This is a genomic window from Aeromonas sp. 603404, assembly GCF_049171775.1.
Taxonomy (GTDB): Bacteria; Pseudomonadota; Gammaproteobacteria; order Enterobacterales; family Aeromonadaceae; genus Aeromonas; species Aeromonas veronii_A.
In genome coordinates this window covers 335902-351828 of sequence record NZ_JAAKPE010000001.1, presented here as the reverse complement: position 1 = coordinate 351828, position 15927 = coordinate 335902, and the positions used below count along the sequence as shown (strand labels likewise).

General features: G+C 63.0%; 11 protein-coding genes. 9 read left to right on the top strand and 2 right to left on the bottom strand.

The window, feature by feature from the left end:
* The 7 genes from G5306_RS01500 (at position 1) to G5306_RS01470 (ending at position 10465) form a co-directional block, all read left to right on the top strand.
* A complete protein-coding gene (locus tag G5306_RS01500; RefSeq protein WP_421312149.1) occupies positions 1-2991 on the top strand; it encodes a YncE family protein in 2991 nt (996 codons plus the stop codon).
* Positions 2991-3830: an FTR1 family iron permease gene (locus G5306_RS01495; RefSeq protein ID WP_247822640.1), complete on the top strand. Its 840-nt coding sequence runs from the start codon at positions 2991-2993 to the stop codon at positions 3828-3830. The genes G5306_RS01500 and G5306_RS01495 overlap by 1 nt, the downstream gene beginning before the upstream one ends.
* A gap of 102 nt (positions 3831-3932) precedes the next feature.
* Positions 3933-5357, top strand: coding sequence for an NAD(P)/FAD-dependent oxidoreductase (locus G5306_RS01490; RefSeq protein ID WP_270656758.1), 1425 nt, complete (start codon positions 3933-3935; stop codon positions 5355-5357).
* A gap of 34 nt (positions 5358-5391) precedes the next feature.
* Positions 5392-5952: a hypothetical protein gene (locus G5306_RS01485; RefSeq protein WP_146061297.1), complete on the top strand. Its 561-nt coding sequence runs from the start codon at positions 5392-5394 to the stop codon at positions 5950-5952.
* A gap of 106 nt (positions 5953-6058) precedes the next feature.
* Positions 6059-7387 (top strand): hypothetical protein, encoded by a 1329-nt coding sequence (locus G5306_RS01480; RefSeq protein WP_421254876.1) that lies wholly within the window; start codon positions 6059-6061, stop codon positions 7385-7387.
* A gap of 58 nt (positions 7388-7445) precedes the next feature.
* Positions 7446-9140: a hypothetical protein gene (locus G5306_RS01475; RefSeq protein WP_421312147.1), complete on the top strand. Its 1695-nt coding sequence runs from the start codon at positions 7446-7448 to the stop codon at positions 9138-9140.
* Between the two features lie 113 nt (positions 9141-9253).
* The gene (locus tag G5306_RS01470) at positions 9254-10465 is read left to right on the top strand and encodes a Bcr/CflA family multidrug efflux MFS transporter (protein ID WP_005352704.1); all 1212 of its coding nucleotides are present in this window, start codon (positions 9254-9256) and stop codon (positions 10463-10465) included.
* A 75-nt stretch (positions 10466-10540) separates the two neighbouring features.
* On the opposite strand, the gene nhaD is transcribed toward G5306_RS01470, so the two are convergent.
* Together nhaD and G5306_RS01460 are read right to left on the bottom strand one after the other, a co-directional pair.
* Positions 10541-11965, bottom strand: coding sequence for a sodium:proton antiporter NhaD (gene nhaD / locus G5306_RS01465; RefSeq protein ID WP_421312146.1), 1425 nt, complete (start codon positions 11963-11965; stop codon positions 10541-10543).
* A 107-nt stretch (positions 11966-12072) separates the two neighbouring features.
* Entirely contained in the window at positions 12073-12540 is a 468-nt protein-coding gene (locus tag G5306_RS01460) for a DUF4357 domain-containing protein (protein ID WP_005333716.1), read from the bottom strand.
* A gap of 197 nt (positions 12541-12737) precedes the next feature.
* Between G5306_RS01460 and G5306_RS01455 the strand changes: the two genes are divergently transcribed.
* Together G5306_RS01455 and G5306_RS01450 are read left to right on the top strand one after the other, a co-directional pair.
* Positions 12738-13418, top strand: a complete 681-nt coding sequence (locus G5306_RS01455; RefSeq protein WP_421312145.1) for an ABC transporter ATP-binding protein — start codon at positions 12738-12740, stop codon at positions 13416-13418.
* A gap of 30 nt (positions 13419-13448) precedes the next feature.
* Positions 13449-15878: an FtsX-like permease family protein gene (locus tag G5306_RS01450; RefSeq protein WP_421312143.1), complete on the top strand. Its 2430-nt coding sequence runs from the start codon at positions 13449-13451 to the stop codon at positions 15876-15878.
* Positions 15879-15927: the final 49 nt, after the last annotated feature.

Below are 15927 nucleotides of genomic sequence, written 5' to 3'. Positions count from 1 at the left end.
ATGTTGAAGTCATCGTTCTCTGCATATTTGTCACTCCTGCTGGCCCTCCTCCTGCTGCTGGCCAGCCCCTTTGCGTTGGCCCAACAGATGGGCACAGGGATGCTCGCCTATAAGGAGGGAAGCGCCCCGCGCCTCGTCACCGCCAACCTGAGTGCAGGTTCCGTCACCTTGCTTGAGCGCGATAGCGGAAAACGCCTGAAAGAGGTGCCGCTGGGCGGCGATCTGCGCCAGCTAGCCCGCGCCGATGATGGCACCCTGCTGGTCACCGACTACAGCGGTGATCGCCTGCTATTGCTGGATGATGATCTCGATCTGGCAAAGGCGATCGCCACAGGCCATCGCCCCTACGGGGTCATCTTCGATGCCAAGCGGCAGTGGTTCTGGGTCACGCAGTTCGAATCCGCTCGCCTGCAGGCCTATGACACCACAGGCAACCTCAAGCTGGATGCAGAAACCGCCGAGACTCCCCGTGGACTGGCCCTGACCGACGACGATCGCCTGCTGCTGACCCACGCCATGACCGGACAGCTCGCCATCTATGATCTCGCCAAGCTTGGCCACGGCGCCAAGGGATCTTCGCTTCCCAAGCCCAAACTCATTACCCTGGCCGAGACCCATAGCGACACGCCGAGCGACTCCCAGGGATTGCCGCGCCTGCTCGACGGCATCGCCCTCTCCCCCGATGGCAGCGAGGCCTGGCTGCCCCATGTGCTGTGGAGCTTCGATCACCCCTTCCAGTTTCAGAGCACCGTCTTTCCGGCCGTCTCCATCATCGATCTCGATGAGGAGAAAGAGCGGGTCGATGAAAGAAAACAGCTCTTTTTGCAGATCAACCTGCCAAGCGTCGGCAACCGCAGCCAGATCGTCTCCAACCCCTTCGCGGCGCGCTTCACCGCCGATGGCAAGCGGGTCTATCTGACGCTGGCGGGCTCGGAAGATCTGCTGGTGTTTGATCTCTCCCGCAGCGGCAAGTCCAACAACAACCGCCACCGCCGCAAGAAGTTTCAGGGGGGCGCCAAGGCGACCCAGCTCTTGCGCCACCTGCCGGGCCAGAATCCGCGGGACTTGCTAATCGATGGCGACCATATTCTGGTGCACAACGCCATGGGGCAGGATCTCACCCGCCTCAATAGCGGCGGCAGCGGCCCGTTTGCCCGGGTCACCGTCGATGTGCCCCACTTTGCCAAGCTGGTAGAGACAGATCCGCGCCCCGAGCCGCTTCAGCGCGGCGAGCTGCTATTCAACCTTGGTAACACAGCGTCCAACTCACGCTTCCCCATGGCGGGGGACAACTGGATGAGCTGCAACTCCTGCCATCTGGATGGGTTCAATTTCACCAACCGCTATCTGATGGCGGCCCATCGCCAGAAGAGCGGCGACAACGCCATCAACGGCCACGCCAACCTCACCAACATGGTGGCGGGGGATTTTGTCGGCGAATACCTGCGCATGACCCAGCAGACCCAGGGCGGCATGGGCCATGACACCCGCGATGGGGCCGAGGCAGTTGACCCCGCGATGCCCCAACCGGAAGTGAAAGCGATGATGGAGGACTTACACGCCTTCGTCACCGCCGATGGCAACCTCCCCTATCTCGCCAACTGGCTGCGACTCGATGCCCTGCGCACGGATCCCGCCAAGGCGCCGACCACTCACCCGAAAGAGTGGCTCAACTCCGCCTCCTGCCAGAACTGCCACCAACAGGCCTTCAAGGACTGGAGCGAGAGCAACCACCGGCTGATGGGCAACTCCCACCCCTACTACAAGGTGGTGCAGGCGCTGGCCCGCGAAACCGAAGGGGAAGCGTTTGGCCAGTGGTGCCAGGGCTGCCATATGCCCCAGCAGGTGATGACAGGCCAGCTGGACCTGCCCAAGGGCTCCCACATGTTCGAGCAAGGTGGCGCCTCGCTGATTGCCGCCCACAAGGCGGGCGAACCTGTGGTTGAGGAAGGGACCGGTTGCGTGCTCTGCCATCGCATCACCAAGGTAGAAGACGCGGGCGGCAACAGCGCCTTTACCGTGAATTTGAAAGACCGCGAGAGCTATGTGTTCGAGGATGCCCCGGGCGGCAGCCTTAAGCACTGGCTGGCCGAGCGGCAGATCAACGCCCGTCCGGCGGCCCACAAAGCCTCCTATCAGAAGGATTTCTACCGCGACGCGGCCCTGTGCAAGTCGTGCCACAACGAGTTTGCCCCGGGCACCGGCGCCAATATCGTCAACACCTGGGACGAGTGGGAAAAATCCAGCTTTGCGAACGCGGAGGATCCCGCCAAACGGCGCACCTGCATCGACTGCCATATGAACCCGGAGCCGGGTAACGGCGGTGCGCCGGTCGCGGGTCAATCCACTGAAAACGGCACCATGAAAGCGCGGCTCTATCGCCACAACTTTACCGGCGCCCAGCACCAGCTGGTGGGGCTGCGTAATCCTGCACTTGAACAGGAGAGCCTGGCGCTCTTGCGCTCCAGCGCTACCCTCTCCGCCCGTATCGAACAGGCTGCCGATAGCCAACAGCTGGTGGTGCGGGTCACCAATACCGGCGCAGGCCATGCCCTGCCCACCGGAGTGGCCGATTTTCGTGAACTCTGGCTGGAGCTGACCGTCACCGACGCCAGCGGCAAGCTGGTGCTTGCCAGCGGCCAGCCGGTGGATGGTGCCGTCCCTGAAGATGCGCGACTGTTTCGCAAAGTGTTCGGTGATGCCGAGGGCAAGCCGGTGGGGCTCAAGTTCTGGCGCTACGCCAAACTGCTGGAAGATACCCGCATTCCGGCCGATGGCTGGCGCGATGAAGTCTGGTCGCTGCCCGCAGAAGCCCAAGGGCCCTTCAAGGCCGATATCAAACTCAATTTCCGCACCTACCCCAAGTGGGTCAATGATGCGGTGCGCGCCGCCGAGCCCAGCTTGCCGGAGCCACCCATAGTGCAACTCAATCGGCTGCAACTGACCCTGCGGCCTCTCCCCGTCACGCCTGCAACGGAGCCTCAATCCTGATGTTTGCAAGTTTTCTCATTACCCTGCGCGAGGGGCTGGAAGCCTTCCTGCTGGTCGGCATCTGCCTCTCCTACCTCGCCAAGCTGGGGGCGAGCCGCTACAACAAGTTCATCTATCTGGGGGTGGGGCTCGGCCTTATCGCCTCCCTTGTCGTCGCCTTCCTGTTCCAGGTGGTGGTGAGCCAGTTCGAGAGCGAGCGCTACAACCACCTCTTGATGGCGGGGATCCTCATCTTCGCCACGTTGGTGCTCACATATATGGCGATCTGGATGCAAAAACAGGCCAAATCCCAGGTGGGGGCCATGACGGCGCGCATCGATGCAGCCATCGATGGCGGCAACCTGTTTGGTCTGGTGCTGCTCGCCTTCCTAGCGGTGATGCGCGAAGGGTTTGAAACCGTGCTCTTCTTCTCCGCCCTGCTCTATTCGGGGCAAGGGGTGGATCTGCAATCCGGCATGATTGGCGCGCTGGCGGGGCTGCTGGTCTCCATCGCGCTGGTGTGGGGGCTGCTGCGCTCCACCCGCAAGGTGGCGCTGGCTCCCTTCTTCCGCTGGACGGGCCTGCTTATCATCATCATCGCCGCAGGCTTGCTCTCGTCCGCCGTCAACATGTTGCAGGCGGCAGATATCATCACCTTCTGGACCACGCCGGTGTTCGACATCAGCCACATTCTCGACGATCAGGGGGTATTTGGTACCTTCCTGCGCGCCCTGTTTGGCTACAATGCCTCACCCGCTGGCTTGCAGCTGCTGACCTGGGCCCTCTATCTGGCGATCTTCGTTACCCTCTGGCAGCGCAGCTATCACCCGCAGGTAAGTGCCGCGACTGGCAAGGGCTGAGCCAACACGCCCTGTGGCAACAAGGCCACGGGGTAACAACACTATTCGGGGGCCGCGCCTTGGCGCGGTTTCCTGATCTATCAAGTAGTTTTGGAATAGGTCATGAGCGATAACAACAAGAAAAGCATTGCAGTGCTGGGCGCTGGCCCCGCCGGTTTGATGGCGGCCTGGCGCCTGCGCTGCGCCGGTTTTGCAGTCACCCTGTTCGAGCAGGAGCCGGTGGTCGGCGGCATGTGCGCCACCCAGACCTTCAAGGGGCGCGACGGCGAGTATCGCTTCGACTACGGCGGGCACCGCTTTATCACCAAGAACCCCGAGCTGCTCGCCTTTATCGACGAGCTGATGGGGGACGACCTGCTCCACGCCGAGCGCAAGAGCGTTATCCGCTTTGGCGGGCGCACCTATGACTACCCATTGAACCTGCCCAACCTGCTCAAGACGGCGCCGCTCGCCCTGATGGCCGGGGCGGTAAAAGACTTGCTGCTGTTGCCCTTTAGCAAGAAGCCGGATGATTTTGCCAAGGCGAGCTTTGCCGAGTGGATCCAGAGTCACTTCGGCCGCACCCTCTATCGCCAGTTCTTCGAGGGCTACACCGGCAAGCTGTGGGGTATCAACCCGGACAAGCTCTCCGCCGACTGGGCCGGTCAGCGCATCAGCCTCATCGATTTGAAAGACGTGGCGCGCCGCCTGCTGCCAAGACGCAACGGCAGTATCTCGGTGCGCACCTATGCCCGCAAATACCGCTACCCCAAATATGGCTTCGGCCAGATCTTCACCACTCTGGGGGAGCGGCTGGTGGCAGAGGGCGTTGAGCTCAAAACCGGCGCAACCATCACCCGCCTTGAGCAGGCTGATGACCGCATCGAGCGGGTGTATTGGAAACAAGATGACATTGAGCAGAGCGAGCGCTTTGATCAGGTGATCTCCACCCTGCCGCTGCCGCTCACCTGCCAGCATCTGGGCTTACCGTGCGATCTGCACTACCGGTCGCTTCGCTTCGTCAATATGCCGTTGAAACAGGAGAACCTGTCGGACAACACCTGGCAGTACCTCTCCGACCCCCATATTCTGGCCACCCGCCTGCAGGAGCCGCGCCGCCGCAGCCCCTTTATGGCGCCCCAGGGCCAGACCTCGGTGATGCTGGAGATCCCCTGCAATCCGGGGGATGCCACCTGGCAGGCGCCGCTCTCTGATCTGCGCGGTCGGGTTACCGCTGATCTCGCGAGCCTCGGCGTCGATACCGCCAAGCTTGGCGATGAAACTTTTGAAGCGCGTAGCGAATACGCCTATCCGCTGATGGATCTCGGCTATCAGGCGCGCCGCAACGAAGCCATCAAGGCGCTGATGCCCATCACAAACCTCATCATGACCGGCCGTCAGGGGACATTCCGCTACATCTTCACCGACACCGCCATGGAGATGGGTATGATGGCCGCCGACATGGTGATCGACGGGGTGGACAGACGTCACGCCATCTTTAACCATCGCAACGAAAATACCGTGATCGAAACCCAGAGCGTGGCCTGAGTGCCGCGCCATTGGCATAAGTAAGGAGAACAGGATGACCATCCGCCCGGGTTTACTCGCCCTCACCCTGCTGCTGACCCTGAGCGGGCAGGCGCAGGCTTACTCCTACGCCGCCGCCGGCAAGGAGCCACTGATCGACGCCCGCGAAGCGCTGCTGGGCGCCGCCACTGACGGCAAGGATGCCAGCGCTACCTTGAGCGAGATTGCCGAGGAGCTGACCTATCTGGAACAGCACCACAAGGTGGAATTGCAAGCACCGCTGGCCGCCGCCATCAAGGCCAAAGACGCCGCGGCTACCGCGGCCCTGCTCAACCGCGCCTACAAGGCGGAGATCGAGCGCCGCCTCGAAGGGGCCAGCCAGAATCTTGGCGACTACCAGACCGCCAAGGTGCTGGTGGTCAAGAGCAAGCGCTTCCTCGACTTGATCCTCCCCTCCCTCAGTGAAGGGGATCGCAAGGCGGCCGAACAGGCGTTGGCCAAGGTGCTCGATGCCATCGGTAACCCGGGGGTATTCGGGGTGGGCGCCAAGCCCGCCGACGCCGCCGCCTTTAGCGATGCAGAAAAAGCGCTGATGGCCGTGCTGGCGCCGCTTTGATGACCTCTCATTGATGCCGACGGCCCCCCTCATCCCCGGCCCCTCTCCCGCAAGGGGAGAAGGGGGGCGTCACCACGGCCGATTACGCTTCGCTAATCGACCCTACTTGCTGATCCTGCTGCAACTGGTCTGGCTCGGCTGGCTGCTGGCCTTCCCGGTGGCGCTCGATTCCGACGATGCCCTCAATTTCGCCCACGGGGTGACGCGCTTTAGCGTGCTGGAGTTCTCACCCCACTTTCCGGGCTACCCCGCCTTTATCTGGCTGGCGCGGCTGATCAATCTGGCGGTGGACGATCCGGCCCGCGCGGTGCAGTGGGCAAGCCTCTTGGGCAGCGGTTTACTGGCGCCGCTCGCCGCCTTGCTGGCGGTCAGGCTGTGGCAACGGCCAAGCCTGCTGGCGCCGCTCTGGCTGCTGGTACTGGCCCTGCCGCTCACCCCGACGCTGGCGCTCTCCGGCCTCTCGGATGGGCCCGCGCTCGCCGCCTGGCTCGGGGCACTGCTGGCCTTGCAACAGCGCAGAATTGCGCTGGCGGGTCTGTTACTGGGACTTATGCTGGCACTGCGCCCCTCCTATTTTGTGCTGGCGCTGCTGCCCCTGTGGCTCGGGCTGGCGCAGCAGGGCACGCGCGTCAGGTTTGTTCTCCCCATCGTGCTGGTGGGGCTTATCAGCCTGCTCTTTGTCTGGCAGGCCGATGGCTGGGCCTACTTCAGCGAGGGGCGGCGCTTTACCGATGGCCACTTTACCCTGTGGGGCAACACGGCAGCGGCCCACGGCGATCGGCTGCTCAGCTGGGCGCGCACCTTCAACGATCAGCTCACCCCGCTTTGGCCCTTGGCTGTTGGGGCGCTGCTGGTACTGCCGCTTTGGCAAAGATCAAAAAACCACCCTGCCGCCCTCCCCCCGCTCTGGACGCTCTACTGGCTCGCCCTGCTGCTCTGGACCCTGTTTGGCCAGAATCCCGACAATCCCCGCCATCTGGCGCCCATTACACTGCTTGGCATAGTTCTGCTGGCAGGCTGGCTGCCACGTCGTGGCGAGTGGGTGGTCGCGGTCGCCGGATTGCTGCTGCTCGGCGCGACCTGCACCCTGCCCCATCCGCCCGCCATGGTGCAGGCAGCAAGGCTCGCAGAGAAAAGCTGCCCAGCGCTGGTGACCCAGTGGGGCGTGCGGCTGCTGCGGGAGACCACAGCCTTGGCCGTCACCGATGGCTGGTACAAGGGGGATGCGGCGCTGGCGCTCTCTCGGGGAGCCTGCCGCCTCAGTCGCCGCCCCATCGACGCGAACGAAATGCCCACTGCGGTGCGCCAGCACTGGTTTGCCCCGCGCTTTGCCGCCGAGCCCGGCCTCTGGCTCGCCATTCCCTCGCGGCAGACAACCCATGGCAAAAGTGACAAGAAACACAGAAAGAGCGCAAAAATCCGCCAAGGCAACTAAAAAAGAGGGGAACAACTCGGGTACACTCACTGCGCATCCATAACAGACGAGTCTCCTTATGCGTGTAACCAGAGAGTGGCTGTGGGTTTTGTCGGTGCTGACCGGGGCCTGTGCCCTCCTGTTGCTGCCATTCTGGCTGCGTGGCGGCAGTCAGGGCCATGATCTGTTTCACCACCTGCTCTCCGGTCACTTCTTTGCCGTGCAACTGTGGCAAGGTGAGCTCTATCCGCGCTGGTTGATGGAGATGAACGGCGCCTTCGGCAGCCCGGTCTTTTTCTTCTATCCCCCCTTGCCCTACTATGTGAGCGCCCTGTTCGCCGGCCCCACCCCACTGGCCCACGAGGCGATGACGCCGCTGCTCTGGAGCAGCAGCGTGGCACTCTGGCTCTCCGGCCTGTTTGCCTATCTCTGGTTGCGCCCCTTTGCCGGCCACGGACGGGCGCTGGCGGCCAGTTTGCTCTATATGGCGCTGCCCTATCATCTGGCCATCGATATCTACGCCCGCTTTGCCCTGGCGGAGAGCTGGGCCTTCGTCTGGGCACCGCTGGCACTGCTGGCGCAGGATCGCCTCTGCCGCGGCGCCCCCTTTGCCCTACTGCTGCTCGCACTGGCCGTCTCCATGCTGACGCTTTCCCATCTACCAAGCACCCTGCTCATTCTGGGCTTGCTCACCCTGCGCAGCCTGCTGCTGGTCTGGCGCTACAAGGGGAGCACAGCGCTTGTCAGTGTCCCTGTCACCGCCTCCCCGCTTATCGGCACCCTGCTGGGCCAGCTCTGGGGGTTGGCGATGGCCAGCCTGTTGCTGCTGCCCGCTCTGCTGGATCAGGGGGGGATCTCCATGGAGCAGATGCGCACCGGCATGTTCGAGTTTCAGCGCAACTTTCTCGACCGTTTGCCCCAAAGCCGTGATGACTGGCGCTTTCGCGGCCATCTCGCCTGGCTGACGCTGCTCACCCTGGCTCTGCTGCTGGTAGCTTGGGCGGCCGCCCGCGAGCCGCGCCATCCCGAGTTGCTGCTCTGGGGGGTCATTGGCACCCTGAGCTTTCTGATGATGCTGCCACCAAGCGAGCCCCTGTGGCGCCTGCTCACTCCGTTGCAACTGGTGCAATTCCCCTGGCGCCTCAATCTGCTGCTGGTCATCGCTACCGTCGCCGTAGTGGCGCTGGGTACCCCCACCTATCGCCCGTGGCAGTGGGTCTGGTGGCTACTGCTTGCCCTCACCCTGCTCTCGCAGGGACTCTATGTACGCGAGGCGCCGCTCACCCAGGCTCCCGTAAAGAGTCAGCTCGACGGGGAGTTCGACAGCAAGCGCAGCGCCCGCGAATACCGTCCAAAGCAGGTGCCACGCGGCATGTTTGCCCCCACCCTGCTGGCCTGGAAAGAGGAATTCCAGCCCGCCATCACCAGCGACCATCAGGGGGTGAACTGGCAGATCCAGCGCTGGCAGCCTCGTCATATCGAATTGACGGTGGATGCCCCGGCGCCCGCCAAGCTGGTCCTGCACCAGTTTGATTACCCGGGTTGGCAGGCAAGGCTCGACCAGCGCCTGCCGCTGAGCGTCAGCAGCACCCGCAACGGGCTGGTGCAGGTCTGGGTGCCCGCCGGACAACACAGCCTCACCTTTACCCTCACCGCCCGCTGGCCGGAGCGGCTCGGGTACGCCATCTCGTCGCTGGCCTGGCTGCTCTGGCTGGGGGGGGTGATCCGCGCCGCGCGCCGACATGACCGAAAGCTTGATCCCCAAGGTGGCTGAGCGGCCGGGCACCTCCCCCTTTTGAGGGGGCAGGAACGTCATGCCGAGCGGGGGCAAACCTGATAGAATCGCCCTTCTCCCTTTTTCAACCAAGGTTCACCAGCGGATACCCTATGCCCCAATCGCCAACAGCTCAGGCTGCCGCCCTCTCCCCCCGTTTCCTGTTTATCCTGCTGGGTGCTCTGGCGGGTCTGACCCCGCTGGCGGTGGATATGTATCTGCCCGCCATTCCGGCCATTGCCCGGGATCTGGCCACCAGCATCGATGGCGCCCAGCTCACCATCAGCGCCTTTCTGGGCGGCTTTGCCATCGGCCAGCTCTTCTACGGCCCGCTGGCCGACAGCTATGGCCGCAAGCCGGTGATCCTAGCGGGGCTCATCATGTTTGCCATCGCCTCGGTGGGCTGCGCCATGGCAGACTCCCTGCCCGAATTGCTGGCCTATCGGATGTTGCAGGCAGCGGGCGGCGCGGCGGGCTCTGTGGTGGTCAATGCCCTGCTGCGCGATCTGTTCGAGAAGGATGCGTTTTCTCGCGCCATGTCGTTCGTCATTCTGGTGATGACCTTGGCGCCGCTGGTAGCCCCTGTGGTGGGCGGCTATATCAGCGCCCACGCCGACTGGCGGGTGATCTTCTGGCTGCTGGTGGGGATCAGCCTGCTGATCTGTCTGGTGATGCAGTGGAAAATTCAGGAGACCCTGAAACCGGAACATCGCCAACCCCTTAATCTGGGCCAGATCCTCAAGAACTACTGGGGGGTGCTCTCCCATCGCGGCGCCATGGGCTATGTGCTGTGTGGCTCCCTCTCCAGCTCCGGCATGTTCGCTTTCTTAAGCGGCTCCCCTTACGTCTATATCGAGTATTTCAAGGTGCCGACCGAGCACTACGGCTGGCTGTTTGGCCTCAATATCCTGCTGATGATGGTGGTCACCTTCGTCAACAGCCGACTGGTGAAAGGGGTGGGCGCCGAGCGGATGTTGCAATACGGTCTGCTGGTGCTGCCCTGCGCGGGCGCCCTGCTGGTCTACAACGCCTGGAGCCAGACCGGCGGCCTGTGGGGCATCGTCATTCCGGTGGTACTGTTTGTCGGCCATATCAGTCTGGTGGGCGCCAACGCCATGACCGGCCTGATGGGCCACTTCCCGCAATCTGCGGGCACCGCCTCGGCACTGGCGGGCACCCTGCGCTTTGGCATCGGCGCCCTGGTCGGCATTCTGGTCAACCTCAATCCGCCCCACTCGCCGCTGCCCATGGCCATTGCCATCGCCTGCTGCGGCGTGGGTTCAACCCTGAGTTACTGGCTGCTGACCGGCAAGCGAGGCGATTGATCCCCCTCCCCCGGTCAGGAAAAAGAAAGAGGCTTCCGTCAACGGAAGCCTCTTTTCGTACTGGTGGCCAGACGTTCAGAACTGGGCGCTGTTGAGCCAGAGGTGCGCCCCTATGCTCACCAGATAACCGAGCAAGATGGCAGGCAGCCACTTCAGGTGGCCAAAAAAGGTATACATGCCGTGGGCCTGTCCCATCAGGGCCACCCCGGCCGCAGAGCCGATGGAGAGCAGGCTGCCGCCCACCCCGGCGGTCAGGGTCACCAGCAGCCACTGCCCCAGCGCCATGTCTGGGCTCATCGAGATCACGGCAAACATCACGGGAATGTTGTCGATGACGGAGGACAAGACCCCGATGAAGATGTTGGCCATGGTGGGATCCCCAGCGTCATACAACCAGTGTGATACCAGCTCCAGATACCCCATAAAGCCCAGCCCACCGACACACATCACCACCCCGTAGAAGAAGAGCAGGGTATCCCACTCCGCCTTGGCCACCTTGTTGAACACGTCAAATGGCACCACAGAACCCAGACTGCGCAACCGCACCTCATCACCATTGCGTTCGTAGAGCGCACGCTTGCGGGCAAGGGATCGCGGCAGCGACTTTCGCAGATAAAACCCGAAAAACTGCAGATAACCGAGCCCCAGCATCATGCCTAGCACGGGTGGCAGATGGAGGAAACTGTGGCATAGCACCGCCGTGATGATGGTCAGCAAGAACAGCGCGACGATGCGACGGGCACCCCGCTTGAGATCGACCACCTCGTTATCAGCCTCCGGCACATGACGCGGCACCATCAGGCTCATCAGGATGGCCGGGACCAGAAAATTGAGCAGAGAGGGAATAAGCAGGGTGAAGAACTGGCCAAATTGCACCTTGCCCGCCTGCCACACCATCAGGGTGGTGATATCGCCAAAGGGACTGAACGCCCCTCCGGCGTTGGCGGCGATCACTATGTTGATGCAGGCAAGATTGACAAAACGCCGATCACCGTTGGCCACCTTCAACACCACGGCGCACATCAAGAGCGCAGTGGTCAGGTTGTCTGCCACCGGCGAAATACAAAAAGCAAGCCCACCGGTCAACCAGAACAGGGTGCGCAAGTGAAAGCCGGATCGCACCAGCCAGGCGCGCAGGGCATCGAATAACCTGCGATCCTCCATGGCGTTGATATAGGTCATCGCCACCAGCAGGAACAGCATCAACTCGGCATATTCCAGCAAGGTATGGCGGAAGGCCTGCTCGGCGACAGGGCTCATCCCTTGCTGTGCATAGGCGATACCAATCAGGATCCAGATCACCCCGGCGGCCACCAGCACGGGTTTGGACTTGCGCAGTTGCAGATACTCTTCAGCCATCACCAGGGCGTAGGCCAACACAAACAATCCGACACAAAAAAGACCGATTGAGGAGGATGTCAACAGAACAGGGCCACTACTGGCATGGGCGGGAAGGATAAACAGGGACAGCAGCAAAATAACTGGGGTAAGCGCAGACATGGTCTCTTCCTTTTAGAACCATCTGGCAATGATGCTAACACCTGGATGAAAAGAAAAATTCATCCAGGTCAATTAACGCTTAATTGGTTTGCTGTCGAAACGCGGGATTATTTCTTGCCGAAACCCGACTGCTTGAGGGTATAGCCTGCGCTGTTTTGCCAGGCATCCAGACCGCTGCGGTTATTGCCCGCCACCAGACTGGCGGCCAGACTCGGGCTGTTGAACAGCTGATCGGCGGTAAAGACAAAGCCGCCCTGACTGCGGGGCACTATGACCCCCTTTTCCAGCAGCTCGTGACGCAGCTCGATCACCGCTTCACGCAAAGAGGCGGCATCCTCGCCATTGGCGGTGGAACCGGCCAGCACCATAAAGCCCGGATTTTGCCGCTTGCCCACCGGATAACCGTGGGCCTCAGCCCCCTTGCCGTTGAAGTGGTAGAGCTCGCGCTCCCCCGGCCGGTTGTCGGAGAGTGCCTTTTGCAGGGTCATCAGCTCGTTGTAGATCTCGATGGGGACGACGGCAGCCTGCTTGTTGCCCTTGCTATCGATGATAAAACTGACTTGCTTGTGTAACATCCTTGCTCATCCTGTGACCCATGGAAGCCCCTATTCTAACCACCTCGGGCAAGCGGGATCCAGCGAGGATCCACTGCTCTTTTGCCGCCTTGATCACTAACTGGCACTCTTGATCAACCGTAAGAGGTGTTGATCATTGCCGGCCGTGCTAGCGTACCAAGCATGATGAAAGCCATTGACCATCAAACGGTTATCCCATGCTGACCCTGCGCAACCTCTGCAAGAGCTTCGATAACGGCAGTGAACGACTGCCGCTGTTCCACCATCTCGATCTCGCCCTCCCCGCAGGCGAGATCACCCTGCTGCTGGGCCAAAGCGGCTGCGGCAAGTCCACCCTGCTCAATCTGATCGCCGGGCTGATTGCACCGGATGAAGGGGAGATCTGGCTGGGGGAGACCCGGATCGACACCCGATCTCCCGACGAGCGGGCGCGCCTGCGGGGCCGCCATTTCGGTATCGTCTATCAGGATTTCAACCTGCTGCCGACCCTGAACGTGGCCGAGAATCTGGCCCTGCCGCTCGCTATCAACGGGCTGCCACCGGATGAGACAAGGATTGACCAGTTGCTGCAGCGGCTCGATATGAGCCACAAGCGCCATGCCTGGCCGGAGCAGCTCTCCGGCGGTCAGCGACAGCGGGTGGCGCTGGCCCGCGCCCTGATCCATCAACCCCAGTGGCTGCTCGCCGACGAACCCACCGGCAGCCTCGATGAGCACAATGCCGAACAGGTAATGGCGTTGATGGTGGCGGCGGTGCGGGGCACTGGCGCAGGCTTGCTGCTGGTGAGCCACAACCCCGCCTATGCAGCACTGGCCGACAGAGTGCTGCGCCTCGAAGGGGGGCAACTTATCGAGCTCAAGGGACCCCGTCATGACTAAACGGCGACTGCGCCAGCCGGAGACACGCTGATGCTGCCACTCAAAGCGCTGCTGCGCCTCTATCGCAGCCACCCCTGGTTGCTGTTGATGAGTCTGGCCGGGCTGGTATTGGGGGTATCGCTGGTGGTGGCCATCGAGCTGCTCAACCACAGTGCCCGCACCAACTTCGTCGCCGCCCGCAGCCAGCTGGCAGGGGAAGCCAACTACCGGTTGGCCCCCGCTGGCGGGCTGGATGAGCAGCTTTACGTACAACTGGTGACCAGCCAGCCCGCCCTCGATGCCATGCCCCAGATCCATGGCTGGCTCAAGGATGAAGAGGGGCGCAGCTTTCAACTGCTGGGAATGGATCTCTTCAACCCCGGCCCCCTGCGCCAGCTGTTTGGCGCCCGCCCCGCGAACGAGCCCGCCTTTTCCCTCAACCGCGCCGACAGCATCTGGCTGGCGACCCCTGAGGCAGATCGCCTTGGCTGGCAAGCGGGCCAGAGCCGACGCTTTGTATTGGGCGGCAGCGATGGCGCCAGCGCCCGAACCCTTGCCCTGACGCTGGCAGGCACGTTCGAACCGGGCGCCGTGCCCATGGAGCGGCTGCTGATAACCGACATCGGCCTCGCCCAGCCGCTGCTTGATAAAGCGGGTCGGCTCGATCGCATCGTCTTCAAGCTAAGCGAAGCCGAGGCTCGCACCCTGCAAGCCACGCTACAAACCGATTACCCGAACCAGCCCTTGTGGCTTGAGCCCATTAGCCCGGCGCTCGATGCCAGCCAGCTTGGCGATGCGCTGGCCCTCAACCTGACGGCGCTGTCATTGCTCGCCATGGCGGTGGGATTGTTTCTGGTGTTCAACGCCCAGCGATTTGTGCAGAGCGTGCGCCGCCCCCAGTTGGCCCAGTTGATCATTCTGGGGATGGGGCCGAGCCGGGTGCTGCGTTGGCTCATTCTGGAGCTGCTTATTCTTGCCACAGTGGGCACCCTGCTCGGGGTGCTGCTCGGCAGCCTGTTGGCGCTGGCCCTGATGGGGCAGCTCACCCAGGCGCTGGCCGATCTCTATGGGCCCAACCCCATCGATCTGTTGCGCCTCTCTCCTGTGAGCCTGTTCAAAGCGCTGTTGATCGGGCTGCTTGGCACGCTGACCGCCAACCTGCCCGGCTGGTGGCAACTGCTGCGCCAATCCCCCCTCGAACTGCGAGCGGGAAGCAGCCGCCCCCCCGCTCACCCGTGGCGACGGCGCGTGCTGGCCATCGCCATCCTGCTGCTGTGCACCCTCTGCCTGTGGCTGCCACAAACAGGTCTGAGTGGCGCCCTCTTTATCGCCGGAGGCTGGCTGCTGGCCATGGCGCTCTGGCTGCCCGATGCCCTGCGCGGCCTGCTTGGCTGGCTGAGAAGACGTGCGGGCGGCCCCCTTACCGCCCGGCTCGGGGTGGCCGAGACCCTCTATCACCTCGATCGCACCGCCATCGCGGTGATGGCGTTGCAGCTGGCCATCGCGGCAGCCATCGGCATCGGAGTCATGGTGTCGAGCTTTCGCTCAAGCGTGGAGATCTGGCTCGGCCAGCGTCTGGCCGCCGATCTCTATGTCACCGCCCCCAAGGGGGTGGCGGGCAACAAGGGCACCTTGAGCGATACAACCCTTAAGACCCTGCTCGCCAACCCGCTGGTGAGCGCCGCCTCGCGCCGCTCGGTGCACCCTGCCCGCTGGCAGGGGCAGCCCATCGAGTGGGCGCAGATGGACTTTATCCCCCAGCTTAAAGCGGCCTATCCGCTGCTGGACGGGCGCTGGCCGACCCGCCCCGACGAAGTGCTGGCGAGCGAACCGCTGACGGTGCGCCTCGGGGTCAAGGTGGGCCAGCAGTTGGCGATCAGCGGCGAGCAGGGGCCACGGCAGTTCACCGTCACCGGCGTCTATCAGGACTACGGCAGCGACAAGGGGCAGATCCTGCACGCCTTCGAGGCGGGAGCGGTGCAATCCCTCGCCCTCTTTAGCAACGACCCTGAGCAGCTGGCCGACCGCCTGCGCGAGCGCTTTGGCGAGCAGCTCAATCTGCTCTCCGCCCCCGCCATCCACAGCGCGGCGCTCACGGTGTTTGACCAGACCTTTGTGGTGACCGAGCTATTGAAACTGCTGATCCTTGGCATCGCCTTTGTCGGCATTGGTTCGGCCTTTATGGTGCTGGGGCTGGCGCGCCGTGGCGAGCTGCAGACCTTGCAGAGTCTGGGCTTGAGCCCCCGCCATTGCCGCCAGCTGCTGGTGTGGCAAGGGGCGGGGTTGGGGCTACTCACCGCCCTGCTGGCTCTGCCGGTGGGGTATGGCCTCGCCTGGGTGCTGATCGAGGTGGTCAACCCGCGCGCCTTTGGCTGGCGCCTCGCCTTCGAGGCCGCCCCACTTCATGCGGTCACCGCCCTGTTGCTGGCACCGGTCTGTGGCGCACTGGCATCTTGGTATGCGGCAAGGAGAGTGGTATGAAATATCGGTTAGCGCACTGGCTCAGCCATGGCTTGAAGCTCCCATTGAC

What these genes read in the sequence shown, in the direction of transcription:
- G5306_RS01500 (WP_421312149.1), top strand. Translation starts at nt 1, where the DNA reads ATGTTGAAGTCATCGTTCTCTGCATATTTGTCACTCCTGCTGGCCCTC.
- G5306_RS01495 (WP_247822640.1), top strand. Translation starts at nt 2,991, where the DNA reads ATGTTTGCAAGTTTTCTCATTACCCTGCGCGAGGGGCTGGAAGCCTTC.
- G5306_RS01490 (WP_270656758.1), top strand. Translation starts at nt 3,933, where the DNA reads ATGAGCGATAACAACAAGAAAAGCATTGCAGTGCTGGGCGCTGGCCCC.
- G5306_RS01485 (WP_146061297.1), top strand. Translation starts at nt 5,392, where the DNA reads ATGACCATCCGCCCGGGTTTACTCGCCCTCACCCTGCTGCTGACCCTG.
- G5306_RS01475 (WP_421312147.1), top strand. Translation starts at nt 7,446, where the DNA reads ATGCGTGTAACCAGAGAGTGGCTGTGGGTTTTGTCGGTGCTGACCGGG.
- G5306_RS01470 (WP_005352704.1), top strand. Translation starts at nt 9,254, where the DNA reads ATGCCCCAATCGCCAACAGCTCAGGCTGCCGCCCTCTCCCCCCGTTTC.
- nhaD (WP_421312146.1), bottom strand. Translation starts at nt 11,965, where the DNA reads ATGTCTGCGCTTACCCCAGTTATTTTGCTGCTGTCCCTGTTTATCCTT.
- G5306_RS01460 (WP_005333716.1), bottom strand. Translation starts at nt 12,540, where the DNA reads ATGTTACACAAGCAAGTCAGTTTTATCATCGATAGCAAGGGCAACAAG.
- G5306_RS01455 (WP_421312145.1), top strand. Translation starts at nt 12,738, where the DNA reads ATGCTGACCCTGCGCAACCTCTGCAAGAGCTTCGATAACGGCAGTGAA.
- G5306_RS01450 (WP_421312143.1), top strand. Translation starts at nt 13,449, where the DNA reads ATGCTGCCACTCAAAGCGCTGCTGCGCCTCTATCGCAGCCACCCCTGG.